Annotated in this window: 25 protein-coding genes and 1 pseudogene; 13 read left to right on the forward strand and 13 right to left on the reverse strand. The window is 45.0% G+C overall.

Features of this window, described 5'->3' with window-relative positions; translation table 11 throughout:
• Both ACLGGO_RS28565 and ACLGGO_RS28570 read right to left on the reverse strand, forming a co-directional pair.
• On the reverse strand, positions 1-1118 hold a 1118-nt coding region (locus ACLGGO_RS28565), incomplete at its 3' end, for a DUF7507 domain-containing protein (protein ID WP_446421847.1).
• A gap of 279 nt (positions 1119-1397) precedes the next feature.
• On the reverse strand, positions 1398-1598 hold the full coding sequence (locus ACLGGO_RS28570; protein WP_446421848.1) for a hypothetical protein: 201 nt from the start codon (positions 1596-1598) through the stop codon (positions 1398-1400).
• A gap of 889 nt (positions 1599-2487) precedes the next feature.
• Between ACLGGO_RS28570 and ACLGGO_RS28575 the strand changes: the two genes are divergently transcribed.
• Positions 2488-2670, forward strand: a complete 183-nt coding sequence (locus ACLGGO_RS28575; protein ID WP_446421849.1) for a hypothetical protein — start codon at positions 2488-2490, stop codon at positions 2668-2670.
• Here the strand turns inward: ACLGGO_RS28575 and ACLGGO_RS28580 are convergent.
• The 3 genes from ACLGGO_RS28580 to acpP all read right to left on the reverse strand — a co-directional run bounded on the left by ACLGGO_RS28580 (position 2635) and on the right by acpP (position 4548).
• Positions 2635-2817, reverse strand: a complete 183-nt coding sequence (locus tag ACLGGO_RS28580) for a hypothetical protein (RefSeq protein WP_446421850.1) — start codon at positions 2815-2817, stop codon at positions 2635-2637. The genes ACLGGO_RS28575 and ACLGGO_RS28580 overlap by 36 nt on opposite strands.
• Positions 2818-2978: 161 nt before the next feature.
• Entirely contained in the window at positions 2979-4235 is a 1257-nt protein-coding gene (gene fabF, locus ACLGGO_RS28585; protein ID WP_446338321.1) for a beta-ketoacyl-ACP synthase II, read from the reverse strand.
• A gap of 64 nt (positions 4236-4299) precedes the next feature.
• Positions 4300-4548, reverse strand: coding sequence for an acyl carrier protein (acpP, locus tag ACLGGO_RS28590; protein ID WP_446338322.1), 249 nt, complete (start codon positions 4546-4548; stop codon positions 4300-4302).
• Positions 4549-4789: 241 nt separating this feature from the next.
• On the opposite strand from acpP, the gene ACLGGO_RS28595 reads away from it, so the two are divergent.
• The gene (locus ACLGGO_RS28595) at positions 4790-6397 is read left to right on the forward strand and encodes a mechanosensitive ion channel family protein (RefSeq protein ID WP_446421851.1); all 1608 of its coding nucleotides are present in this window, start codon (positions 4790-4792) and stop codon (positions 6395-6397) included.
• A 173-nt stretch (positions 6398-6570) separates the two neighbouring features.
• Here the strand turns inward: ACLGGO_RS28595 and ACLGGO_RS28600 are convergent, their stop codons facing one another.
• Together ACLGGO_RS28600 and ACLGGO_RS28605 are read right to left on the reverse strand one after the other, a co-directional pair.
• The gene (locus tag ACLGGO_RS28600) at positions 6571-7632 is read right to left on the reverse strand and encodes an adenosine deaminase (protein ID WP_446363374.1); all 1062 of its coding nucleotides are present in this window, start codon (positions 7630-7632) and stop codon (positions 6571-6573) included.
• A gap of 207 nt (positions 7633-7839) precedes the next feature.
• Entirely contained in the window at positions 7840-9414 is a 1575-nt protein-coding gene (locus ACLGGO_RS28605) for a SagB/ThcOx family dehydrogenase (RefSeq protein WP_446421852.1), read from the reverse strand.
• 558 nt (positions 9415-9972) lie between these two features.
• Between ACLGGO_RS28605 and dcm the strand changes: the two genes are divergently transcribed.
• Entirely contained in the window at positions 9973-11283 is a 1311-nt protein-coding gene (dcm, locus tag ACLGGO_RS28610) for a DNA (cytosine-5-)-methyltransferase (RefSeq protein ID WP_446421853.1), read from the forward strand.
• Positions 11229-11777, forward strand: coding sequence for a nuclear transport factor 2 family protein (locus tag ACLGGO_RS28615; protein WP_446421854.1), 549 nt, complete (start codon positions 11229-11231; stop codon positions 11775-11777). Before dcm ends, ACLGGO_RS28615 begins: the two co-directional genes overlap by 55 nt.
• Before the next feature lie 156 nt (positions 11778-11933).
• On the opposite strand, the gene ACLGGO_RS28620 is transcribed toward ACLGGO_RS28615, so the two are convergent.
• The gene (locus ACLGGO_RS28620; protein WP_446336246.1) at positions 11934-12998 is read right to left on the reverse strand and encodes a potassium channel family protein; all 1065 of its coding nucleotides are present in this window, start codon (positions 12996-12998) and stop codon (positions 11934-11936) included.
• A 91-nt stretch (positions 12999-13089) separates the two neighbouring features.
• On the opposite strand from ACLGGO_RS28620, the gene ACLGGO_RS28625 reads away from it, so the two are divergent.
• Positions 13090-14379, forward strand: a complete 1290-nt coding sequence (locus ACLGGO_RS28625; protein WP_446421855.1) for an ABC transporter substrate-binding protein — start codon at positions 13090-13092, stop codon at positions 14377-14379.
• 110 nt (positions 14380-14489) lie between these two features.
• Positions 14490-15173 (forward strand): class I SAM-dependent methyltransferase, encoded by a 684-nt coding sequence (locus tag ACLGGO_RS28630; RefSeq protein WP_446421856.1) that lies wholly within the window; start codon positions 14490-14492, stop codon positions 15171-15173.
• A gap of 91 nt (positions 15174-15264) precedes the next feature.
• Here the strand turns inward: ACLGGO_RS28630 and ACLGGO_RS28635 are convergent, their stop codons facing one another.
• Entirely contained in the window at positions 15265-15846 is a 582-nt protein-coding gene (locus ACLGGO_RS28635; protein ID WP_446336239.1) for a Uma2 family endonuclease, read from the reverse strand.
• 11 nt (positions 15847-15857) lie between these two features.
• A complete protein-coding gene (locus ACLGGO_RS28640; RefSeq protein WP_446336238.1) occupies positions 15858-16100 on the reverse strand; it encodes a hypothetical protein in 243 nt (80 codons plus the stop codon).
• A 45-nt stretch (positions 16101-16145) separates the two neighbouring features.
• Here ACLGGO_RS28640 and ACLGGO_RS28645 point away from each other — a divergent pair, with 45 nt between their 5' ends.
• From ACLGGO_RS28645 to ACLGGO_RS28655, 3 genes and pseudogenes are all read left to right on the forward strand, one after another.
• Positions 16146-16409 carry a hypothetical protein gene (locus ACLGGO_RS28645; protein WP_446421857.1) on the forward strand — a complete coding sequence of 88 codons (264 nt, stop codon included), beginning with the start codon at positions 16146-16148 and terminating at the stop codon, positions 16407-16409.
• Positions 16393-16533 (forward strand): annotated as a pseudogene (locus tag ACLGGO_RS28650) (type II toxin-antitoxin system RelE/ParE family toxin); the annotation flags it as partial. The gene ACLGGO_RS28645 and the pseudogene ACLGGO_RS28650, both read left to right, overlap by 17 nt.
• Before the next feature lie 210 nt (positions 16534-16743).
• Complete coding sequence (locus ACLGGO_RS28655; protein ID WP_446336245.1) at positions 16744-18132, forward strand: GTP-binding protein; 1389 nt, start codon at positions 16744-16746, stop codon at positions 18130-18132.
• Positions 18133-18178: 46 nt separating this feature from the next.
• Here ACLGGO_RS28655 and ACLGGO_RS28660 read toward each other — a convergent pair whose 3' ends face one another.
• From ACLGGO_RS28660 to ACLGGO_RS28670, 3 genes are all read right to left on the reverse strand, one after another.
• The gene (locus ACLGGO_RS28660; protein WP_446421858.1) at positions 18179-18484 is read right to left on the reverse strand and encodes a hypothetical protein; all 306 of its coding nucleotides are present in this window, start codon (positions 18482-18484) and stop codon (positions 18179-18181) included.
• Positions 18485-18729: 245 nt separating this feature from the next.
• The gene (gene era, locus ACLGGO_RS28665; RefSeq protein ID WP_446336244.1) at positions 18730-19638 is read right to left on the reverse strand and encodes a GTPase Era; all 909 of its coding nucleotides are present in this window, start codon (positions 19636-19638) and stop codon (positions 18730-18732) included.
• 306 nt (positions 19639-19944) lie between these two features.
• Positions 19945-21072, reverse strand: coding sequence for a succinylglutamate desuccinylase (locus ACLGGO_RS28670; protein WP_446421859.1), 1128 nt, complete (start codon positions 21070-21072; stop codon positions 19945-19947).
• 102 nt (positions 21073-21174) lie between these two features.
• Here ACLGGO_RS28670 and aroC point away from each other — a divergent pair, with 102 nt between their 5' ends.
• From aroC to ACLGGO_RS28690, 4 genes are all read left to right on the forward strand, one after another.
• Positions 21175-22269 (forward strand): chorismate synthase, encoded by a 1095-nt coding sequence (gene aroC, locus ACLGGO_RS28675; RefSeq protein ID WP_446336232.1) that lies wholly within the window; start codon positions 21175-21177, stop codon positions 22267-22269.
• A 7-nt stretch (positions 22270-22276) separates the two neighbouring features.
• Complete coding sequence (locus ACLGGO_RS28680; RefSeq protein ID WP_446336231.1) at positions 22277-23125, forward strand: MBL fold metallo-hydrolase; 849 nt, start codon at positions 22277-22279, stop codon at positions 23123-23125.
• Positions 23126-23239: 114 nt separating this feature from the next.
• On the forward strand, positions 23240-23374 hold the full coding sequence (locus ACLGGO_RS28685) for a CRISPR-associated endonuclease Cas2 (protein ID WP_446421860.1): 135 nt from the start codon (positions 23240-23242) through the stop codon (positions 23372-23374).
• A gap of 1 nt (position 23375) precedes the next feature.
• Positions 23376-23684 (forward strand): hypothetical protein, encoded by a 309-nt coding sequence (locus ACLGGO_RS28690; protein ID WP_446421861.1) that lies wholly within the window; start codon positions 23376-23378, stop codon positions 23682-23684.
• The last annotated feature ends 102 nt before the right edge of the window (positions 23685-23786 follow it).

Below are 23786 nucleotides of genomic sequence, written 5' to 3' on the forward strand. Positions count from 1 at the left end.
ACTGTGCCATTATCATCCGTGACACTGACATTGGAGATGCCAACATTTCCGGCATTGCTAACGCTGTATGTCCAGTTAACATTTGTGCCTGCTAGAATTTCTTGACCATCTGCACCATTGGTGACTTTATCGATGGCAATGGCGGGATTAGCACCGAAGTAGTGCGCCTCATCCATGTCACTGACGGTTGTTTGACCATCAGTTCCTGAAGTCGTTGCTGTGTTGGCGTGCTGACCAGATTGCCAGGTGGCGCTATTGAAGATAACTTCTGTGGATGCACCGGCGGCTAATGTGCCAATGTCGTATTGATTATTACCACTGGTTAAGTCTCCGGTGAGTCCATCTAAGCTGAAGTCGCTATCGGTTAAGTTAACGTTGGTTAGTGCAACGTCACCCGTATTCGTGACGACAAATTTGAAGAGGGGATTTGTGCCATCTAGGACTTCAGATCCGGTGACACTATCGGCATCTTCCCAGGTTACACCGCCATCAACGGAGACGTATTTCTCTACGTCAATTGCGGGGTTTGCCGGACCTCCATTATCGGTGATATCGCCAATAACTCCGCCTGTTTTGGCACTCTCTTGACCACCATCTGTGGACTGGAGACGTACATACCACTCCGTATTTTCGAGCAGGGTTTCATCAAGATCCTGAGTGGAACTGCTAATCACGAAACTGGCAGATTGAACGATTCCTTCTCCCGATCCTTGTTCGCTAAACTTGATGCCAATATCAAAGGGTTCTGCGCCATCAACTTGAAAGCCGGGATCTAAGTTGTTACCACCGGAAACAAGATTGCTATTATCTGTTATTTTTTCTTCACCGATAACAGACGTTGGGGCAAACGTGCTGAGAGACTCAGTATTACTCTGTTCCGAGCGTTGGATATTTAAGATCTGTAAGTTTAAAGCATCAGGGTTGTAAATGCTATTGATATCAAACGCTACACCGAGCAGATCATCTGTACCAGAATTAGAGCTGGGATCTAAGCTGAGTGTAACTTTAAGATCGTTAAAACCATCGTTATCAAAGTCTTGACCATATTCAATTGTGACATTGATGAGCTCGTTCGATGCACCAAGTTGTGTTGTGAATTGAGTTGTAAAGATTCCCATTGACGCTTCTTCTCCGTTAGTCTGTGAATAATGTCGTGACGAACTGACTGACTTCGCTAGTCTTGCGAAAGCCAGGTTATTTGGAAAATGGTCAAGGTTTATACATTCCGAGATCTATGAGTTGTGATAAGATAGATCTCAAGAAAAGATACAAAGCCCCTCAATCCAGGTTGGTCAAGGCAAAAAGCCAACCTGTACTGAATAGTACATACAAACTAATGTTGGGTTTAAAGGTGTCTATTTCTTTAGCTTTATGTTCAGCAGGTTTCTCAGAATCGGCTAATCCTGAGATATTCTGCCTTGGCTTTTGCAGTCGTGGAACCTGGTACGTTCTACGGCTGCATTATATTTAGCAAGTTTCTCAGAATCGGCTAATCCTTTGCAGTCGTGGAACCTGGTACGTTCTACGGCTGCATTCTTTGGGCTAAAGACAATGGACGACAACCAGATAAGCTGGATTTGTAAACTTTTGTTAATCATCCTCAATTTATCTTAAACCGAAATCCATTTTTTTAGCAACCTTTTTTAGATTAAATCTTTTTAACTTGATTGTTTCTAGTGTCCCCTAGATTTTACCTACGACTTTTTAATTCAGTTTGCTATGCTCATTTGCTTTTGTCTTGCCGATTGCCCTGGGAAACTAATGATAAAGGCAGTCACTCCAGTTTGTCGTCAATCAGTTTTACAAGAGTGGTAAAATCGCAATCCTTTCTAGATAAGCGTTTCAGCCTCATTGTTCTCAAACATCATTTAGACGGGCGATAGCGCTCATGAGTTTTTCTCTGACTTACCTAACATATTGAACCTTAAAGGTGAAAATATGGTGAAGATTGTAAAATTCTTTTCTGATTTGAATTGAGCCAATTTTCCATACCCATTCTGTTAGCTACAGCCGATAAAAAGACTATAGCAATACTCAGTTGTTGTGCGTTTTATCAGCACGTTATAGCTATGGATACCCTCTCTATTGCCCGTTGTCAATGACTACAGACGATAGAACAAAGCCCCAACGCTCTAAATGTTGTTACCTGGAAAGGAAAGTGATAGAAATAATACCCAAATGATACGACTAAGGAAACACGGCTTGGAATAGTGTATTACGACTGTCTTTCACGCAGAGACGATGCATGGACAGTTCGGTATCAAGTGTTTTGGTATCACATATAGGAAGACAAATTATTACCTAGCACGCTGAGGTCGAGAAAGGTTCAGTGCAGAAAGAAGAGAGATGAAAAACCGCTGTCCGGTTTTTTGATGGCTTTGAGGGCTTGCGCGTTTTGATTAATGGGCTTGCACCAGTTTTCCATGTCGCTACTTCTCCCTGAGGTTGACAGTTGTGCCACAACCCTCTTGGGATAGAGATTTGTGATTGGTAAACATTAGTATATACCTAAAGGAGGCGATCGCACAATATATTTTTCGAGAACTGAAGAACTATGGGGGAGAGGGGGATGTGGCGAAGATCGCTGATAGGAGGGAGATAGAGGGAGAAGGATATGGGGGAGTAGGGGTTTGCTCATTCCCGAATCACCACAACGGCGCGATCGCGTAGGGTGATTGCCGATGCTGTTGTGGTGCAAAAGGCAATGGCAGGGAGTAAAAACCCTGAAGGGGCACGGCAGTGCCGTACCCCTTCGGAACCTATCCAATTTAATGGAGGCGTTGATACCAAGTTGCAGTCTAAGGTAGAATCTGTCATGCTGAGCAAAACCCTTCACGACCTTCGAGGGCAGGCTCCGTGAAACGGAGTGACGCGAAGCATCTGCCCAGATTCTTCGCTTCGCTCAGAATGACATGATAGAACGCAACTTGGTATGAAATCGCGATCGCTTTATCGCGAAGACAGCGCCACTGAGATCCTTAAGCTGATCTGTACTTCTTGAACACCAAGGTGACATTATGACCGCCAAAGCCAAAGGAATTTGATAGCGCCACATCAACTACCTGCTGACGGCTTTGATTCGGCACATAATCTAGATCGCAGTCTGGATCAGGATTTTCTAGATTAATCGTCGGCGGAATTTGGTCATGGGTTACCGCCAAGACTGATGCCACGGATTCGATGCCCCCAGAACCTCCTAACAGATGACCTGTCATGGATTTGGTGGAACTCACGGCAATCTTGTAGGCATGATCGCCCAAAGCTTTTTTAATCGCCGTCGTTTCTGTGGGATCGTTAACGGGTGTACTTGTCCCATGGGCATTAATATAGCTAACGGCTTCTGGCGGCAATCCAGCATCCTTGAGTGCCAACTGCATTGCCCGGATTGCCCCTTCCCCACCGGGCACGGGTGAGGTCATGTGATAGGCATCACAGGTCATGCCATAGCCGACCATTTCGGCATAAATATGGGCACCCCGACTGAGGGCATGTTCCAATTCTTCCAACAGTAGGATACCCGCACCTTCACCCATAACAAAGCCGTCGCGATCGCGATCAAAGGGACGACAGGCATGTTCGGGGTCATCATTGCGGGTAGACAGGGCTTTTGCCGAGGCAAATCCCGCCACGGATAAAGGTGTCACGGCGGCTTCCGTTCCCCCACAAATCATCGCTTGGGCATAACCCCGTTGAATCAAACGAAAGGCATCTCCCACCCCATGGGCGCCAGAAGCACAGGCACTGACAGTAGAGGTATTGGGTCCTTTTGCCCCCGTATGAATTGCCGTGAGTCCGGCTGCCATATTGGCAATCATCATCGGAATCATAAACGGGCTACAGCGATCGGGACCACGAGTCAAGTAGACCTCTTGTTGGTCTTCCAGGACTTTGAGCCCGCCAACCCCGGTGCCAATGACAACACCCACCTGTTCTGCGTTCAATTCATTAATGACAAACTTCGCATCTGCGATCGCTTGTTTGCTAGCCGCGACTCCAAATTGGGCAAAGCGATCCATTCGCTTGGCTTCTTTGCGATCCATATAGTCATGGGGATTAAATCCCTTGACTTCGCCAGCAATACGACAGGCATGGCGGGAGGGGTCAAATCGGGTAATTGTACTAATCCCATTACGCCCACTCAAGAGTCCATCCCAATACTCTGCCACAGTATTACCGATGGGAGTGATCGCGCCCAATCCTGTAACAACAACGCGCTTGAGTTCAATGTTTGTCATGATGCCAATAAAACCGGGCAACTGCCCGAGAACGCAGAACTTCTTCTAAGAAGACAACCGCTAACTAGGCGGCTGCTTCTGATTTTGAGCTGATATAGTCTACAGCCGCTTGGACTGTGGCAATATTTTCGGCGGCTTCGTCTGGAATCTCGATATCGAACTCTTCCTCTAAAGCCATAACCAATTCCACCACGTCCAGGGAGTCGGCGTTTAGGTCATTGGCAAAGTTAGCTTGAGGGGTTACGTCACCGGGTTCAACTTCCAGTTGTTCCGCAACTATTTTTTTGACTCTATCGAAAATTTCTTGGTTCATCTACTCTATACCTCAACCGAGTTGCTAGAACGTGATCAATTGGTTCGTTTGCATTTTCTCATCTTATCCGAAAGGGGGATCATCAAACCCATCGGTAGCCGCTTCTCCAACTGGCATCCAGTTGGGCTACTCATCATATCATGTTCATGGTACTCCTACTCCTAAGAGCCAACTATAGGATACTTCTGCTCCTTTGAGCCAGCTATGTAGCCATCAACAATCACCAATCAACAAGCTGATCATGTTAACCGCGCTTACGGTCATTCCCTTACGGACAGTTGGTTTGATTCTGGGGAAGCTCGCGATCGCTTCCCTAGGAGCTTGTCTGCTCTACATCTTCTTATTTTATGGGCTACGCTCCATTTTTCGGAAGTTTGAGAGCGATATTGCCCTAGTCACCCTGAATGTCTCCGCTTATCCCATTCTGACGATTTTCATTCTGGTCAGTTTGAAGGTTGCCTTTGGGGATTTAGCTGCTGGAGATACCCCAAGCTGGTTTGAACGTCTGCTGACGGCGAGTATTATTGTGGCAGTCAGTTATGGGTTAATCCAGTTATTCATTCAAGTTTTCATCTACTACCTCAAAGATTATGCCCGACAAACTGAAGCCATGTGGGATAATGTCCTGTTCCCTCTCTTAGAAGGCGTTGTCCCGTTTGTGATTTTTATACTGGGTAGTGTTTTCGTTCTGCAATCCTTTGGTGTTGATTTAACCGGAATTTGGGTCACCTTAGGGGGGGCGACGTTTATTATCGGGTTTGCGGTTAAAGATATTTTAGCTAATTTTTTTAGTGGTATTGTTCTGCTGATTGATACACCCTTTCAATTTGGTGACATTATTGAACTAGAAAATGGTTCAATTGGAATGCTGCGGAAAATTGGCGTGCGGGTGACTCAAGTCTATATGTTTGATGACCGATGTGAAGTCTATATTCCCAATAGTGTTTTACAAGGTCAGTCCATTACGAATTTAAGTCGTCCGATTCCTCACTATTTCTATGCCTTGCCTGTAGAAGTCCCACCGGAATGCGATCTAGAGCAGATTCAGCAACTCATGCTGGAAATTGTTTTCGCTCATCCGGATACATTGGGAGATATTGAAAAAAAATTGGCTTATATCGATCAATTCTATAACCCCTCTAATTCAGACACTCATTTTTCCTACAAAAAGAACATGAGTCGTCAACGGTTGATTCTAGAAAATGAGGTAAACATCAAGCTAGAAGATATTGAGCAAGCGTTAGAAGCACTGATGGTCATGATTCAATTTGCTGAAAAAGGGGGATTAGATGGCGAAGAGATTGAAACCATTCAACAGGAATATGAGGAGATATTGCACCAAATTGGGTTAGAAGTTTTCAGGGAACGACAAAATAAACGAATTGTCTTTAAATTACAGGAGAACGAATCTCCCGACACTTTAATTGGTTTAGTTAGGGAATGGTATCGCCTATGGTTAAGAGATTCCAATTTACGCGATGAAGATCAATATATCCTGCCTGACGAATGGGAACGAAAAATTGAACTTTTAAAACGACGGTTTCAACGAGTTTTCCAGAAAATCAGTAATCCTCATCGTGAAGAAACCCGGTTGGACGATTATGTCATGGATCTAGTTAAATGGTTACGAGAGCGATTTAAACAAGCCAGAAGCCAACGACAAGAACCTAAAATTAGGATGAAGGGAACATCCCAATATGAGGGGTTTACCTTGATTAAATTCACGATTGAATTCTATATCGATAATGCCAAATTGGAAGACTTTAGACGAGGTAATCGCGTGAGTAGCGAAATTTATCAAGAAGTGATGCGACATATTAAAGATGCTTACCCCAAGGTTAAACCCTGAAAAAAGATAAGGTGGACGGTAAGGAAGTGGACACAATTAAAGTTAACGGTTGAGATCGTCATTTGTCATTCGTCATTCGTAAGGGTTTGAGAGCTTTATCAACAAAAGAAGAGAGGGCAACCCGACCAAATTGAGTGGACTACCGTTGTTAATTGATACCAGCGGTTCTGCCCCTAATTTTTGGTTCTGGGTGTACCATTGGCGGCAACAACCTCGTCTCTAGAATTTTCCAGCAATCCGGTTAATAGAGAGGCGGGATGCTGTTTATGGGGCCAAGCAAAGGCGTGACGAAAGGCGGCATCTTGACAGGCTTGCATTTGCTCAAAATCAATCACATCTTGGGTTAATAGGTTTTCGTACTCAAAGGGTAACCGCACATTATTTAATCCCGCGTTATCGGTACAAATGGCAATATCAACCCCCGCATCAAAACAGGAATCAAAGACCACTTTCAGTTGATGAATATCATCGAGTGTTCCTGTTTTCAAGTAGGTTGTGGGACATATTTCTAAACATTGCTGTCGCTGGGCAACTTCTTTTAACAACTCTGGATATTTTAAGGGAATATGAATGCCATGACCAATTCTCATTAAATATGGCAAAAGTTCTGGATAACAACCGTCGGTGGTTTCGTAGAGATGACCCGTTGTATTAAGACCGAGCGATCGCGCATACTGATAGAGTCCCACAAATTCCTCTAATCGTTCACCATAATGAGCATCTCCTCCCGCCAAATCCACCCCACATACATAGTCCTTCCTTTGGGCGGCTAGATCAACAATTGCCTTATTCACCCCATAGGGAAGCCGTGAATGCATACAGAGAATTTGACTCGTCACCATCGGATAATCATTTACCTGACTGGCTTTTCCGACAATCTCCACAATCTGCGCCATCTGATCAATCCGTTCCGATTGACTTAACTGTTCCGGCGTGCGTAAATAAGGCGTATAGCGAAGTTCTAAATAGGCTAAATTCTCAAAGATATACGCGCCGCGAATTAAGCGATAGATAAAATAGGGTAAGCTTGGCGCTGTTTGTACATGTTCCACCAACGTGTGCAGTTCCAAATACTCATCCAACGTATTGCGCGATCGCGTGTAAAATTCCTCAAACTCCTCATAGTCAGCAAATTTCTGGGTTAACGGATCACTTTGGCGTTGAAAATATCGCCAGAGAATCCGAGGAACCACTGAACCCCCCAGATGACGGTGTAACTCAGCGTATAATGGCATACAATCTCCTGGTAACTGTGTCGTTTTCAGTCTTGGCTAGACAGCAATGTCACCACGACTTAGATCAACTCTAGCTCTTGTAAAAAAACTTTGCAGAAACAGTTTGTCTGTCAAGCCCGCTTAGGGGCTTGTCACCCCTTCAGCCCACCCTCTATAAATGCAACAACTCAATGATGGCAAATGACATAAACGAATGACAAATAACCATTAACTTCTCGGACGCCCCAGGGTAGTAATATAAAGAACCGCCTCATCAGGAGGAATCCCTAAAACTTCATTCACTTGATCATCAAAGAACCCACCGATACCACTTACACCCAATTGTAAATAAATCGCCGCTAAATTGAGCCGTTGTCCCAGGTGTCCCGCATCCAGATGCAGGTAACGATAAGCGCGATCGCCATACTTCGCCACAGCTTCCTTCAAGTCGGCTGTGTGAAAGAGAACCACACTCGCATCCCGCCCTAACTCTTGTCCCAAGCACAAATAGTGTAATTCCCGGCGGAAGTTCTTAAAGCGAATTTGCCTTAATTCTTGGGCTTTCGGCGCGTAATAATAGCAGCCTTCGTCTAAACCTGTTACCCCAGAACTTGCCACAAAGGTTTCAATTAAGCTAAGATCAAAATAATCAGGATAAGTCTCAAATCCTTGCTGGCTGTAGTGTTGCGGTTGGTAGGTAAAATCAAGCAGCAATTTAAGTTCATCTAAGGTTAGGGTTGCACCATTATAAGCGCGAGTTGAGCGCCGTTGGAGAATCGTATTTTCCAAAGCTTGAGGCGCATATCCTTCCCTGGTAATCCTTCCCCATTGAATCGGTGGTGTAGCGGTGGAGACTTTGGTGCAGAAGGGAAAATTATACTTGTCTTCACCTAAGTTTTCCGACTCTGAGTCATTGGATGATGAGTCATTGGATGATGGCGATTCGATTTTTTCCTTATCCGTCGGTTCAATTTGCGTTGCTTGGTGTAGGTAAGCCAGCAACTCCCCATCAGGAAGTTTGGGATAGTCAAACTGTGTCGCTGACGGTAAGACAGTGGGTTGAGAGAGGCTATTTTGTCCCTGGAGTTGATCGGCGAGGGAAACAACTGCGATCGCGCCCTCTTGTTCAGGGTTAAGATAAAGCAGATCATTCACCTTTTGATCCACAAAGCCACCAATCAGATAGGGGCGATACCCCGTTAACGCACCAGCCAGTTCAATATTACCCAACAAATGACCCGTATCCAGAAATATCCGGCGATAGGCGCGGTCTTCATAGCGCCAAGCCGAACGATAAAATATAGCTGTGGTGATTATCGCCAGTTCCGTAGTCTCTAAGCTAGGATGCTGGAAACAGGCATCTTGTAGCGCCAACCAAACCTCACTATCCCAAAAATGCACCAGAGAATGGTTCGGACACTGATAGTTATAGAGTCCTGGCGGTAAGATAGAAGTACCCCGAGAAATTAAATAGACTTCCGCCGGATACAATCCCCCCGCCGACGGCGCCGCCCTTAAATAAACGGGAGGTCCAATCATTGTTTCCATTTTAGCGGTTAAGCCATAGCTGCACAAGAGCAACCGTGACAACCGCCACCAACGTTTCCCCGGTTCCTGGGTAAACCCTTGGGGATCTTCTTTGAGATAGGGCTTCAGGTCAATAGTCGTTCCTAGTTTATACTCTTTAAAGGGTATTGGTTGATTGTCCCAGTCTAGTCGCTTATTTTTGGACGCGATCGTCTCCGGATCGTATTTGGTACGCTCGTGATAATGTTGCGCGATCGATAATTGTGGGTTGGACATCGTTTTTCTCGGTTGGTTTTTGCTCTGGCTCTTATCTAGAAGTTTTTAATAGTGTCCTTTCGGCTCGTCAAAACAGAAACCCACTCAACCTTCATAGCTCTTAGTTTTACCCTAGTGGAATGGGTCAAAAGTTAACGGTTGATGGGCGTGTACTTGGAGCCGTATAAGGGTGAATCATTTCCAACCTAGATAATAAAACATCCCTGGATAGAATACAAAATTGAGTTACTCAATTTTAGGGGCGACAACCGGATTTTATCGTCTGCAGCGTGAAGAAATGCTCTTCTGTGATGCCTAATTGCTAGATAAAGAGTCGCTGTCATCCCCTAAACTGACTTTCTTGATTATGGGATGAAAAATCTCGTCGTTTGGATACCGAGAAATCTAGTTAATTAGTCCCGATTTTGCCCTGAATTAAGTACATATTTATCACAAATAATCTCATTTGTCAATCCACCTAATCAGGAAATATGAATTTTGATAATTCTTAAAAAAAGTTAGAAAAAATGTAGTTTTAGCTACGTTGAGCGATACTAAACTATATTATCTAGATCGAGTATGATCAAAATCCGGTTTATTGATTTATTTGCAGGCATAGGGGGAATGCGCCTAGGCTTTGAACAAGCTGCTGATTCCTTAAACTGCAAAACTGAATGTGTTTTAGCGAGTGAAATCAGTGCAGATTGTCAATGGGTTTACCAAAATAATTTTAACCATGAGGTCTTAGGAGATATCCGGGCAATTAACCAATTACCGCCCCATGACTTTTTATTGGCAGGTTTTCCTTGTCAGTCTTTTTCCTACGCGGGGAAGAAGGCAGGATTTGGAGACACGAGAGGAACATTGTTTTTTGAAATATTGAGATTAATAGATACCTGTAAACCTCAAGCCTTAATCTTTGAAAATGTTCGCGGTCTTTATAGTCATGATCAGGGTAAAACTTTAGCAACAATCAAGCATGAAATTAAAAATCGAGGATATAGCTTCGATACATTTCTATTAAACAGTTCTAATTTTGGATTACCACAAAACCGGGTTCGCCTGTATATGGTTGGTATTTTAGGGGTTTCGCCAAAATTCGAGTTGATTTCTGATGTGGGTTCGCCCGATTCCCATTCTTATAATTGTCAGCAGCTATCCTTATTTAATCCATTAAGTAAACCTGTTGCTGTGGCTAATATATTAGAAGATAATCCTGATTCTAAATATGATTGTTCGCCTGAGTTTGTTGAAGCACTAAAAACCCGGTTAAACAACAATTTAACTCAATTGCATGGTCGGCGACTTATTGATTATCGAGGAGGAAATTCTCTGCACTCATGGGAACTGGGTTTACGCGGAAAATGTAGTCCGGAAGAAATTGAGTTAATGAACCGTTTTATTTTAAAGCGTCGGAATAAAGTATTTGGTCGTCATCAAGATGGTAAATTGCTTAGTCGAGAGCAAATCGCCAGCTTTTTTAATCACCCCCATTTTGACCAGATTCTTGACTCACTCGTAGCCAAAAAATATTTACAAGTTGTTGATTGCAAATACAAGCCTGTATCGGGTAACTTCTCCTTTGAGGTTTATAAATTTTTAGATTCCCGTAAAATATCAGTCACGTTGGTGGCTAGCGATGCCAATCGATTAGGAATTTATCACAATCATCGAGTCCGGAGAATCACACCGCGAGAAGCCGCACGTCTCCAGGGATTTGCCGATGATTTTATTTTGCATTTTAATGATGATAAAGCGTACTATCAGTTAGGGAATTCAGTCAGTATCAATGTTGTGAAAGCTGTCGCCCGTGACGTTATTTTAAATACATTACCATGTCAAAGCGCCAACAAAAGTTTGATACCGCTCAACTCTCTATCGGGAGGGTAATTCTCGGTGCGATCGCGTTGGCTATCTTGAGTTACTCCAACCTTACAGATAGCGCCGTTGCAGCTAATCTCCATTCCTGTTCTAATTTATCAAAGGGTAGTATTATAACGATGATTTCACCAGACACCAAACCCATCAAACCAACGATTACGGAACTGATCCAACGGCAAGCGCAAGCTTGGGAAACGGCTGACTCAGATAAAATTATCGCTGATTTTGCCGAAGATAGTGTATTTATTGTCCCCGTTTCTAAATTCATAGGTAAATCGCAAATTAAGGCAGCAGCGGACGATTACTTTGCAAAAGTTACAGACATTCAGATTACAATTAAAACTATAATATTTCAGCATAACAAAGGAGCTGTAGAATGGATTTGGTATCAAAAAAGCAAAGAAACTGATGAACGATCAAAAACTGACGATGCCATTATCTTTGAAATTGAACAAGGCAAGATTAAATACTGGCGAGAATATATGGACAATCAATCTAAATAAAATTTGCTGAATAACTTGAAAGTGTCGATGATAGTTGAAATTTAATAACAATGCCCTACATAAGCCTAGATACGATCAAAACGAATACAGTTTATGACTGACAAACTCAACTTGAGGAGTTGAAGTTATGAAAACTGTTCCTTATTCCCGATTCAATCAACTATGCTTAGGTTGTCGTAGCCAGGGAGAACGTAGGGGACTGAGGATGCGATTGAGTAAGCGAATTTGTTCGGCTGTTCCCATGCAGATGAGTACATCTCCGGATAGTAGCGGGGTTTCACCATTAGGTCCAGCGATCAAATTGCCATCGGCGCGGCGAATTGCCAAAACTAATGCCCCAGTTTGCGATCGCAAATGAGCTTCCCGCAGCGTTTTTCCAATAAAGGGACAGGTTTCAGCATCAATCAGAAACTCTTCCATGTAAAATGAACGATCAGCCCCAGTGAGAATCCCATCCACAAAGTCCATCACTTGAGGTCTTAGGGCAGCCGATGCCATGCGCTTACCCCCGGTGATGTAGGGGGATACAACAGCATCTGCACCCGCACGCTGAAGCTTTTTCAGGGCTTCTTCGGAACTTGCCCGCGCGATCGCCCGGATTTTTGGGTTGAGGGTTTTGGCGGAGAGGATGGTATACAGATTTTCGGCATCAGACGGTAACGCGGCGACTAAACAAATCGCCTTTTCGATGCCCACCGCCAGCAGGGTACTATCTAAAGTAGCATCCCCTTGGGCAACAATATAACCCAACTCCCGCGCCTCCTCTACCTGATCAACTTGAGAATCAATCGTGACAAACAGAATCCCCTCAGCCTTAAACTCTAGGGCAATCTGACGCCCTGTACGCCCAAAGCCGCAGAGAATGTAGTGGTTATTTAAGGTATCAATCAAGCGTCGTCTTTGCCTCAGTCGAATTCCTTGTTGAAAGTAGCCTTGAATTAGGGCTTCTGTAAAGCGATTGACAATATAACCAATGGCGACAAGACCCATTAAAATCAGGGAAATAGTAAACAGGCGTCCGCGATCGCCCAGAGGATTTGTCTCTCCATAGCCAACCGTCGCCAGAGTAATGATCGTCATGTAGGCAGCATCCGACCATGACCACCCCTCCACCAGTTTGTACCATAACGTACCGATGAGAGCGACTCCCAAGAGGGCAAGTCCACCACCAATCAGTTCTTTCCGCAAACGTTGATATTTCTCTTCCAGGGTTGAGTACAAGGAGACGAATGATTGATAACTATTCCCATAATCAGCTACTTTCACTTTAGGATAAAATTTTCACATTGCGTCCCTGGAGTATAGAGAACGGATGTTCATCCAAAAAATCGGTAAGCTGACTTTTTTATACCTGAGTTTATTGATACTGTTAACGGCTTGCAGTCTTCCGGGAGAACAATCAAGCCAAACGGTGACACTCATGGGTACGCTAACCGGCAAAGGAATTCAAGAAGTGCAACAAGTGGTAGCCCCCTTTACCGAGGCGACGGGGATAAAGGTAAAGTATGAGGGAACGGATGCTTTCGCCACAGTGTTACCCGTGCGGGTTGACTCAGGAAATCCACCGGATCTCGCCCTGTTCCCGCAACTCGGTTTAATGGCAGACTTTGCCAGAGATGGGAAACTGATACCAATTGAGCAAATTTTGTCACCCGCACAATTGTCAGACGCATTTTCTCAGAACTGGCTCAAGTTAGCGCCTGTTGATGATACCCTTTACGGTATCTGGTATCGGGTGTACCTGAAAAGTTTGGTTTGGTATAGCCCAGCCGCCTTTGCCGAAAAGGGTTATCAAGTTCCGACAACCTGGGATGAAATGATGGCATTATCTGACCAAATTGTGGCAGATGGGGGAGTTCCTTGGTGTATTGGTTTCGCCAGTGGTGATGCAACGGGTTGGGTGGGGACAGACTGGATCGAGGATATCATGCTACGAACCGTGGAACCCCAGGTTTATGACCAATGGGTGAACCACGAGATTCCCTTCAATCATCCAGCGGTTAAAAATGCCTTTGAGAAGTTTGGTACGATTGCCTTAAATCCTAAGTATGTTGTTGGGGGGAAAACGGGTATTCAGAGTATTTTCTTTGGTGATTCCCCCAAGTCACTATTTGATCAGCCGCCCGGATGTTATATGCATCGCCAAGCCACGTTTATTTCCTCATTTTTCCCGGAGGATGTGGTGTTGGGGAAAGATGTTGATATTTTTCCGTTTCCCAGTATTAATCCAGACCTAGGTGTGCCGTTATTAGTGGGGGGGCAAATCATCGCCATGTTTAATGATACCCCAGAGGCACGGCAGTTAATGGACTATTTGATCTCTGTCCAACCCCATGAAATTTTAGCCGGAATCAAAGGGTCAATTTCACCCCACAAACAGGTGAGTTTAGAGGTTTACCCTGATGAGGTGACTAGGCGTCAAGCTAAACTACTATTATCTGACGATGAAATCATCCGCTACGACGCTTCGGATCTGTTCCCTGGAGCCGTAGGAACGGGGACATTCTGGACAGGTGTTATTGACTATGTTTCTGGAAAAGATTTGGATCGGATTTTGCGGGATATTGAGGTAAGTTGGCTCGATGCAAAAGTTGGGAACTGAGTGAGATTGTGGGGTGTGGGGTGTTGGGTGTAGGGAACAATTGAACCAAAAGGATTAAGATAACCAAATCTTTTCCTCGGATCGGTGTATTATCTAATAGAGACTGTTTTATGTTTGAACAACAACCCGAAGAATTACGACAGAAAGTAAAGGTTTTGGCAACAGAAGCGCTAAACCAATCCGATCCCTCTGGATGGTTTGATCGCTTATATTCCCAAGCCAAGGGTGATCCTGAACAAGTACCGTGGGCGCGTTTGCAAACCCATCCCTATTTCCAAGATTGGCTAGATAAAAATAAGCCAAAAGGGAATAATCCCTCGGCTTTAGTCATTGGCTGCGGATTAGGTGATGATGCAGAAGCCTTGGCTAGATTAGGTTTCAACGTGACAGCCTTTGATATTTCCCCAACCGCGATCGCATGGTGTCAGCAACGATTCCCAAACTCCCCGGTTACCTACGTTGTGGCTGATTTGTTCGCCTTAGATCCGGCTTGGCGTCATCAGTTTGACTTGGTATTAGAATGTCGGAATATCCAAGCGTTACCGTTAAATGTACGATCAACTGTGATTGATGCGATCGCGTCTTTAGTAGCTAAGGGAGGAACTCTATTAGTAATCACCCGATTTCGCCAGACAGATGCTGAACCCGATGGTCCACCTTGGGCGCTTTCTGACAGGGAACTTGCCCAATTTCAGGAGTTAGGATTAGAGGAAGTTCATCGGGATAGCTTTATTGAAGCAGAGAACCCTTCTGTTGAACAGCTTCGGCTTGAATATAGGCGATCAAAACAGTAGAGGTGAGCCGACTTAATAGCGAAACCCTGGATATACTGTAGGGTGGGCATTGCCCACCAGCATACCAGTCAGTGTCATTCGACTTACTATTTCAATCAGATAAAATTCCGGTCAAATCCAAGACAAATTCAGGCAGAATTGATTCTCCTGATAATGTCGTCGGCTGGTTGAGAGTTTCTACAGCTTGATTAGGGCGATAAATTTCTACAGTTTGCATCTGGGGATCAATTAACCAACCCAGTAGTAAACCATTTGCCAGATATTCTTGCATTTTTGCCTGAATATCTTCTAATTCGTCGCTCAAAGAACGTAACTCTACTAAAAAATAAGGACACAGGGGGACAAACTTTTTCCGTTGTTCTGGGGTTAAAGCTTGCCAACGATCTAATCGTACCCAAGCCGCATCAGGAGAGCGAATTGCACCATTAGGTAAGCGAAAACCTGTAGACGAGTCAAAAGCAACTCCTAAATTACTCTGACTGCTCCAATTTTCTAAACGAGCGCATAACTTCATGTTACGTCTACCCGTTTCCCCCCCAGTTAATGCCATAACGACTAATTCTCCCTGTGCAGTTCTTTCCAATTTTAAGTCTCGATTAGCGCGGCAAATCTGCTCAAACTGTTCATCGGTAAGGGTGAGGGTGGGACGTAAGTTTAAGGTGATGGCTGTCATAGCGTTTTCGATTATAAGCGGTTACTAACATGATAGAAAATTTGCCGGATGGGGGATGCGATCGCGTCTTGGGTGATGACACAGGGAACCCTATTATTCGTGATGACGTGATTTCGCCAGACAGAGGCTGAACCCGATGATCCACCTTGGGTATTGACTTGAGTATAATCCGAAAGTGTAGCCGACTCAAGCCGTCTGGCTAAATGCAATGCTTCTGTTTCATCCCCCTGATAAATCGCCAGGGATTTAACCATAGCTGTGTTGTAAAATTGAAAGAGTCATTACCCATAAAGCTATCTATGCTAAGAACAGTTGAAGGCGTTTATCAGAACGGACAAATTCAGCTAACTGAACTCCCACCAGATGTGAGCGATCGCGCCCAAGTTTTGGTTACTTTTATTGAAGCCGGAAAAATCAATCCTGAACAACTGCGCCAATTGATTGAGCAATTAGAAACAATTGCAGGTATCCAGCAAGGTTTGGCTGAAGTTGATGCCGGAAAAACTCGCCCTATTGGAGATTTTATCCAAGACATTCAGCAAAACTATGGCATTTCAGATTGAAATTACCCCGATTGCTGAAGCTCAGATTGAGCAAGCCTATCGTTGGTATCGGGAACGTAATCCAGCATTTGCGGATCGCTGGTTCCGAGGATTGATGAACGCGATCGCAACCCTTCAAGAAAAACTGATTCTTTCAATTAATGAAATCGCGTTGAATAAGCCCTATCAAATTATCATTAACGATAGCTAACTTTTCTTTCTGATTGACGCGGTGGGAATACCACCCCATATTATTTCCGGAAAAAGCTAGGATCGAAGTAAGCTCAACCCTAGCGCAGGAGGTCTGATTTTGACGAACAATTCTCCCGGTTCCAACCAAGACTGGGATTGGGCAATGTGGAGTGTTGACGCGGTTCAGGGGGAACTCCACTACAAACGCGCCCAAGACTCCTTGCGTGAGTTAGTCAGCAATCTTGATTTAACCCCCCAAGAACAAGCGGGGTTAGAGTCGGAAATTGGGGATTTAGCTAATCTCTTGGACAAACTCGAACATAGTTGTGTGCAAATCGCTGCCTTTGGTATGGTAGGACGGGGTAAATCCTCGGTACTGAATGCGTTATTAGGACAACCTGTGTTTGAAACTGGGGCGCTACATGGGGTGACTCAGAATGCTCAAACCGCCAATTGGCAATTAAGTCAGGAAACCTTGGCAAACAGTGCTCACGAAATCCTGCGGGTGGCGTTACCTAGTATTGGGGAATCCCAAATCCAGTTTATTGATACGCCAGGGATTGATGAAGTCAATGGGGAAACCCGTGAGGCGTTAGCGGTAACTGTTGCCAGACAAGCAGATCTGATTCTATTTATTATCGCTGGGGATATTACAAAAGTCGAATATGAAGCCCTGTCTCAATTACGAGATAGCGGTAAGCCAATGCTACTCGTCTTTAATAAAATTGACCAATATCCCGAAGCCGATCGAGACGTGATTTATCGTAAAATTCGCGATGAACGGGTGAAACAGTTGCTCTCCCCCGCCGAGATTGTCCGGGTGGCGGCTGCACCTTTAGAAGCGGTAGCTGTGCGTCGTGCTGATGGTAGCCGCGCGATTCAACGGCGTCTGGGAACCCCCCAGATTGAAGAATTAAAGCTAAAAATACTAGAAATTTTGCACCGGGAAGGTAAATCCTTAGTCGCCTTAAATTCGATGATGTACGCGGGTGAGGTGAATGAACAACTGGTGCAACGGAAAATGGAGATTCGGGAAGAAAGTGCTAATCAGATGATCTGGAAAGCCGTAATGACCAAATCCGTCGCGATCGCACTCAATCCCGTTACGGTTCTGGATCTACTCACGGCAACGGTTGTAGACGTGGTGATGATTCTAGCATTATCTCGCCTCTACGGTATCTCCATGACCCAGCAAGGTGCTGTGGGATTGCTTCAGAAAATCGCCTTGAGTATGGGGGGAATTGGTGCGAGTGAACTGTTAGCGACATTGGGATTAAGTAGTATTAAGGGATTGTTAGGGCTATCTGCACCCGCTACCGGGGGGGTTACGTTAGCGCCTTATCTGTCTGTCGCCATGACTCAGGCGGGTGTCGCGGGTGTTTCTACTTATGCAATTGGACAAGTGACAAAAGTTTATTTAGCCAATGGTGCCTCTTGGGGAGAAGATGCACCTAAAACTGTAGTTAGTCGCATTCTGGCGTCGTTGGATGAAACCTCTATTCTCAATCGGATTAAAGGAGAATTGGCAGCTAAATTAGGTGGTACGCCTTAAGCATGTAGAGACGTAATATACTACCTCTCTACATGAATACATAACTCTAGTTAACAGGCGTCTCATCTACCTGATCAGGCTGAGAATTAGGTTGCTCAATACCCTCAATCTCTGGGCGAGGTTCACTCTCAGCCGTTGGATTTACATCCAGTATCGGCTTCCCTCCCGATTGTCGTTGCAGGTTCTCCTCCGCTTCCGGATTTTCATCCTGGAGAGTGCGAATTTCTCGCTCTAATTGCTGCCATCCCTGCTCGAAAAATTCTTGAGACGGCGTTCTAGCTTGAGCCATTCCTTGACCCGCTACGCCGATTGTGGTCACAACTGTAGTCAGTATAACAATTGTAAATTTCATCGCGATCGCTCTCCTTAATATACAATATACTGTTGCAGAATGCCGAGTCGGAAACCATTCCCGCCTTACCCTGAACCTATAAGAGTTAGAACAGTTATCCTGCTTCAGAACAGGTTAATTTACCGCTCTGGAGTTGACGTATATCAACCTTTGTGATACTAATTCTAGCTTAAACTTGATGACGACAGCTATAACTCAGAACTCTACCTGTTCCCTGTTCCTTGACAAATGACATAAACGAATAACTATTCCTCCAACCGATACCCCAACTCTGCTAATCTCAGACGAGATTGTCGCCATTTAGGTTGCACTTTGACAAATAATTCTAGATAAACTTTACCCGCAATTAATTTTTGAATTTGCTGACGCGCATCCGAACCAATAGTTTTCAGCATACTGCCCTTTTTTCCAATTAAAATTCCTTTTTGCGACTCCCGTTCAACGTGAATCGTTGCGAGGATGCGAGTAATTTTAGGTTCTTCTTCAACGGCATCAATCGTAATCGCAACGGAATGGGGAACTTCCTGGCGAGTCAACAGCAGAATTTGCTCTCGAATTAATTCTCCCATAATAAAACGTTCGGGTTGATCGGTGACTAAATTCGGCGGATAATAATAGGGACCCGGTTCTAGTCGATCAATTAACTGTTGCTGTAAAGATGCCAACCCGTCACCCGTCAGGGCAGAGAATTTTATCACCTGCCAATTGTGGGGAGCTGCCAGTTGATGATACCCTTCATCTAAGTCTATGCCTGGAGATTGTAAATCCGATTTATTAATGCCTAGAATTACAGGTGTTGAGGTTTGGGTGAGTAGATTACTAATGTAGCGATCGCCTCCTCCTGCGGGTGTCGCTCCATCCACCACAAATAGCACCACATCCACCGCTTCAATAGCAATCTTAGCATTTTGTACCAAAACTTTCCCCAGTTGATGATGAGGCTTGTGGATTCCTGGCGTATCCACAAAAATCAGTTGGGCATTTTCTGTGGTAAGAATACCCTGTAAGCGGTTGCGGGTGGTTTGGGCGACGGGTGACGTGATGGCAATTTTGAGTCCCACCAATTCATTCATTAACGTCGATTTACCCACATTCGGGCGTCCAATGATACCCACAAAGCCAGATTTAAATCCCTCTGGGGCTTGAGGAATCATTACGGCGTCTGCGTCGGGGATTAAGGTGAAATTGTTGCTTTCTTCCATTTTATAATCTTATAATTTTTTGAGCGACAAAAGCTATAGCAAAAGGCAGAAGCAGCGAAGGTAAGGAGGAAGGTTGCAAGCTAAAAGGACATGATAACTGTGTAAGTGGATAAGACTGATCTCGCCAAACCCCCCCTTTAATGAGGGGGGACTTATTTCCCCCCCTTATTAAGGGGGGCTAGGGGGGATCTTCTGCTCTTAAATACACTAACCCATCTGTATTTAGCATGTATTAACTCCTCAACTGGCAATACCATACTACATAACTGATAAAATATATTCGCCTTCATTAACAGCATGATTCTTGGCAACGCTAAACACCAAACCATCGGATTCAGCCATAACCTCAATTAATTGAGGTAAATCTCCCTCTCGGTTAAAACTCAGTAATTGATATAAAGACTGACCTGATCTAATTTTACTGCCCAACTGAACTCGTGATTGAATCATACCCCCCGCTGGAGCATAATACTGTTTTATTTGGCTTTTTATGGTAAATTCAACCAATTGAGAGGTTGTGTTGTCTAGGGGCAAATTGGGACAATCTAGCAGTTGTTTTTGTGCTAGATAATTTTTGATACCCATAACTCCTTTTTTTACCGAGTCGGGATTCATTTCCATCCCCGAACCCAGTTCGATTGTCCAGGACTCGACATCAAACTGAATCGTTTTACCCAAGGCTGCCAATTGCTTCTCTAATGCCAACCACGGCTTCATAAAAGCTTCGTCAAAGGCATCGCCATCATATTCATTCATTAAAATCCCGCGATTCAAAAGAAATGCTTTGGCGCTTTCCTCACGACTCTGGAAACAATACAAATAATCAATCGCCTGATTACTGGAACTATGAATATCAATCACATAGTTAGCATCTAAACAGAGGGATTGAATCTGGTAGCGATAGCGTTCACTAAAGGGAAGTCCGCTAGGAGACTGGAGTTTATCCCCCTGTTTTTTAAAGCTAGCTTGAATACGTTGTAAATAATTTTGGCGGATTTCTTCAGGAGAGTGAGACACCTGAAATTCAGCAAACTCAGCTAAATCCTCGTCTTCTTTTTCGTAGTCCCAAAAGATCCGATTCCAATCCTTGCCATCATAGGGATTGAATCGTCCAGTGGCAAAGAAATGATTACGCTGGTTAGTGGCGATAGGATTACAGACAGGAACCAGCCAAATTTCTCCGGTAAGTTGAGAGTCCTCTAAGTGGCTGAAAAACTCAAGAAGTTGGTGAATGACAGCATTGCCAACAATTTCTGAACCATGGAGATTGGCTTGGACATAAGCCTTTTTCCCAGGGCTTGCGCCAATAAACCTGTAGACTTGGAGCGAGAGGCGATCGCCTGAGGCAAGATGTTGAATGGGAATTGTCGTAACGGTGGGAACCATAGGGATTGGGTACAGGAAAGTATGAGGGCTAAGGTGTAGGGTGGGCGGAGACGACTAAATCGTTGCTAACATGGAAGACTTAAAGGCATCATCTCGATTATTATGGGCAATAGTTTCGGGCATCTGTTTCGGATTACGACTTATGGGGAATCCCACGGCGGCGGTGTCGGTGTGGTGATCGATGGATGTCCGCCCCAATTAGAGATTTGTGCATCAGAGATTCAGTTTGAACTCGATCGCAGGCGTCCCGGACAAAGCAAGATTACCACCCCGCGCAAGGAAACCGATACTTGTGAAATTCTCTCCGGTGTCTTTGAAGGGAAAACCTTGGGTACTTCCATTGCTATCTTTGTCCCCAACAAAGATACTCGCCCCCAAGATTACTCAGAGATGGCGGTTAAATACCGCCCATCTCATGCCGATGCCACTTATGATGCTAAATATGGGATTCGCAATTGGCAGGGGGGTGGACGTTCCTCAGCACGGGAAACCATTGGTCGAGTGGCGGCGGGTGCGATCGCGAAAAAAATCCTCAAACAGGTTGCCAATGTGGAAATCGTTGGCTATGTTAAACGCATTCAAGATTTAGAAGGCATCGTTGATCCCCACACCGTCACCCTGGAACAGGTTGAAAGTAATATCGTCCGTTGTCCTGATAGTGAATGCGCCCAACGAATGATAGAAAAAATCGAGCTAATCCGGCGTGAAGGGGATTCCATCGGTGGGGTAGTCGAATGTGTCGCCCGCAATGTGCCTAAAGGGCTAGGAGAACCTGTCTTTGATAAGCTGGAAGCGGATCTCGCCAAAGGCGTGATGTCCCTACCCGCTAGCAAAGGCTTTGAGATTGGTTCTGGCTTTGCCGGAACATTGCTCACGGGTTCTGAACATAATGATGAATTCTATCTCGATGATACTGGAGCGGTACGGACGACAACCAACCGTTCTGGTGGCATTCAGGGAGGCATCACAAACGGAGAATCGATTATTTTGCGAGTGGCATTTAAGCCCACTGCTACTATACGAAAAGAACAGCGTACAGTGACCAGTACCGGTGAAGAAACAGTACTTGCTGCCAAAGGGCGTCACGACCCTTGCGTCTTACCCAGGGCTGTGCCTATGGTAGAAGCAATGGTCGCCTTAGTATTATGTGATCACCTACTGCGTCATCAGGGTCAGTGCCATACATTAAAGCCTTAAAATTCCGATGGAAAGCAGTCCTTCCTCTGAGTTCGTTGTCCAATTCTGGGGCGTGCGGGGTAGTATTCCCTCCCCTGGGAAAGAAACCATTCGCTACGGCGGGAACACCTCCTGTGTGGAGATGCGTATCGCTGACAAACGCCTAATTTTTGATGGGGGTACCGGTATCCGGATGCTGGGGAAACATCTAAAGCCCCAACTCCCCGTTGAAGCCTATTGGTTTTTTACCCATTATCACTGGGATCATATTCAGGGCGTACCCTTTTTTGACCCCGCTTTTATCGAGGGTAATCTGTTGCATATTCATGGCGCCGCACCAGATGGGGTGTCCATGCAGCAGCATTTCAAAGAGCGGGTATTGCACTTGAATTCCCCTGTCCCGAAACGTGATATCCAGGCGGATTTGAAATTCTATGACTTAATCTGTGGCGATACGATGACGCTAGGGGATATTACCATTGAAACCAGTCCCCTAAATCATCCCAATGGGGCGATGGGTTACCGGGTAAGTTGGCAGGGACGTTCTGCGGTCTACTGTACCGATACCGAACATTATCCAGATCACTTGGATGAAAATGTGCTGCATTTAGCTCGTGATGCAGATGTCCTGATTTACGATGCCATGTACACTGACCAAGAATACCACAATCCCAAGTCTCCCAAAGTCGGTTGGGGACATTCAACCTGGCAAGAAGGGGTAAAACTCGCCAAAGCCGCCGGCGTCAAACAACTGGCAATTTTTCACCATGAACCCAATCATTCCGATGATATGCTTGATGAAATCGCCATCGAGGTGCAAAGCGCTTGTGAAGGGTCGTTTTTAGCAAAGGAAGGACTAATCATTCCGCTTATCTAGAACACCAGTCCAGTCATCGAAATCGATGCTAAAACCACAGCTTCCGTGAAGTCAACTGTGTATTCTGTGCGGCTTTGAATCTTTATCGCAACAGATACATCAGTTAACAATCGGTTGGTTCAGGTTGAAGGGTTGATTAAGTCGGCGGAGGATTCGGTACGCATTTATGTGTTTGATGCGGGTGCGGTACGGAAAACGATTACCTACGGTTCAGAAAAACCTCGACAAGCGGAGACTCTCATTCTATGATGTGAATAAGCTGATTTTTGACGGGACGAAGCGGGGGCGAGAACCCCGGTCAGCCGTCAAAACGCTAGGAACCTTGAAAATTAAAGATTTCAGCCGTTTTTGGAAAAGGGCGAAAAAAGCAAAAAGTCCATTTCAGCCCCTGGATTCCGTCGATAGGATAGGAAGTTGGTCTATTTCAGCACCAAGCCGATTCATTTTTCCTCCCCTGGGACACTTCCGTGAGGATAACCAGCGCGGACATCGAGACGAAAGTCAAGTACCGCCTACCTATTGGTATAACGACATAATCAGGTTTGGGACTCCCGCCTGATAGCGTTAGTTTAAGGGGAGAGGATTTGACACTCCCCGCCCTATAAGTGCGGGGATTCTTAGTTCCGCGACACACCTTACAATTATCTATCCTTGCGGCAAT

The organism is Coleofasciculus sp., assembly GCF_046565525.1.
In the GTDB taxonomy this organism is placed as follows: Bacteria; Cyanobacteriota; Cyanobacteriia; order Cyanobacteriales; family Coleofasciculaceae; genus Coleofasciculus.

Excerpts from the sequence above, each read along its gene's own strand:
- ACLGGO_RS28570 (WP_446421848.1), bottom strand. The coding sequence starts at position 1,598 with ATGATTAACAAAAGTTTACAAATCCAGCTTATCTGGTTGTCGTCCATT.
- ACLGGO_RS28580 (WP_446421850.1), bottom strand. The coding sequence starts at position 2,817 with ATGACAGATTCTACCTTAGACTGCAACTTGGTATCAACGCCTCCATTA.
- fabF (WP_446338321.1), bottom strand. The coding sequence starts at position 4,235 with ATGACAAACATTGAACTCAAGCGCGTTGTTGTTACAGGATTGGGCGCG.
- acpP (WP_446338322.1), bottom strand. The coding sequence starts at position 4,548 with ATGAACCAAGAAATTTTCGATAGAGTCAAAAAAATAGTTGCGGAACAA.
- ACLGGO_RS28595 (WP_446421851.1), top strand. The coding sequence starts at position 4,790 with ATGTTAACCGCGCTTACGGTCATTCCCTTACGGACAGTTGGTTTGATT.
- ACLGGO_RS28600 (WP_446363374.1), bottom strand. The coding sequence starts at position 7,632 with ATGCCATTATACGCTGAGTTACACCGTCATCTGGGGGGTTCAGTGGTT.
- ACLGGO_RS28605 (WP_446421852.1), bottom strand. The coding sequence starts at position 9,414 with ATGTCCAACCCACAATTATCGATCGCGCAACATTATCACGAGCGTACC.
- dcm (WP_446421853.1), top strand. The coding sequence starts at position 9,973 with ATGATCAAAATCCGGTTTATTGATTTATTTGCAGGCATAGGGGGAATG.
- ACLGGO_RS28615 (WP_446421854.1), top strand. The coding sequence starts at position 11,229 with ATGTCAAAGCGCCAACAAAAGTTTGATACCGCTCAACTCTCTATCGGG.
- ACLGGO_RS28625 (WP_446421855.1), top strand. The coding sequence starts at position 13,090 with ATGTTCATCCAAAAAATCGGTAAGCTGACTTTTTTATACCTGAGTTTA.
- ACLGGO_RS28630 (WP_446421856.1), top strand. The coding sequence starts at position 14,490 with ATGTTTGAACAACAACCCGAAGAATTACGACAGAAAGTAAAGGTTTTG.
- ACLGGO_RS28635 (WP_446336239.1), bottom strand. The coding sequence starts at position 15,846 with ATGACAGCCATCACCTTAAACTTACGTCCCACCCTCACCCTTACCGAT.
- ACLGGO_RS28640 (WP_446336238.1), bottom strand. The coding sequence starts at position 16,100 with ATGGTTAAATCCCTGGCGATTTATCAGGGGGATGAAACAGAAGCATTG.
- ACLGGO_RS28645 (WP_446421857.1), top strand. The coding sequence starts at position 16,146 with ATGCTAAGAACAGTTGAAGGCGTTTATCAGAACGGACAAATTCAGCTA.
- ACLGGO_RS28655 (WP_446336245.1), top strand. The coding sequence starts at position 16,744 with ATGTGGAGTGTTGACGCGGTTCAGGGGGAACTCCACTACAAACGCGCC.
- ACLGGO_RS28660 (WP_446421858.1), bottom strand. The coding sequence starts at position 18,484 with ATGAAATTTACAATTGTTATACTGACTACAGTTGTGACCACAATCGGC.
- era (WP_446336244.1), bottom strand. The coding sequence starts at position 19,638 with ATGATTCCTCAAGCCCCAGAGGGATTTAAATCTGGCTTTGTGGGTATC.
- ACLGGO_RS28670 (WP_446421859.1), bottom strand. The coding sequence starts at position 21,072 with ATGGTTCCCACCGTTACGACAATTCCCATTCAACATCTTGCCTCAGGC.
- aroC (WP_446336232.1), top strand. The coding sequence starts at position 21,175 with ATGGGCAATAGTTTCGGGCATCTGTTTCGGATTACGACTTATGGGGAA.
- ACLGGO_RS28680 (WP_446336231.1), top strand. The coding sequence starts at position 22,277 with ATGGAAAGCAGTCCTTCCTCTGAGTTCGTTGTCCAATTCTGGGGCGTG.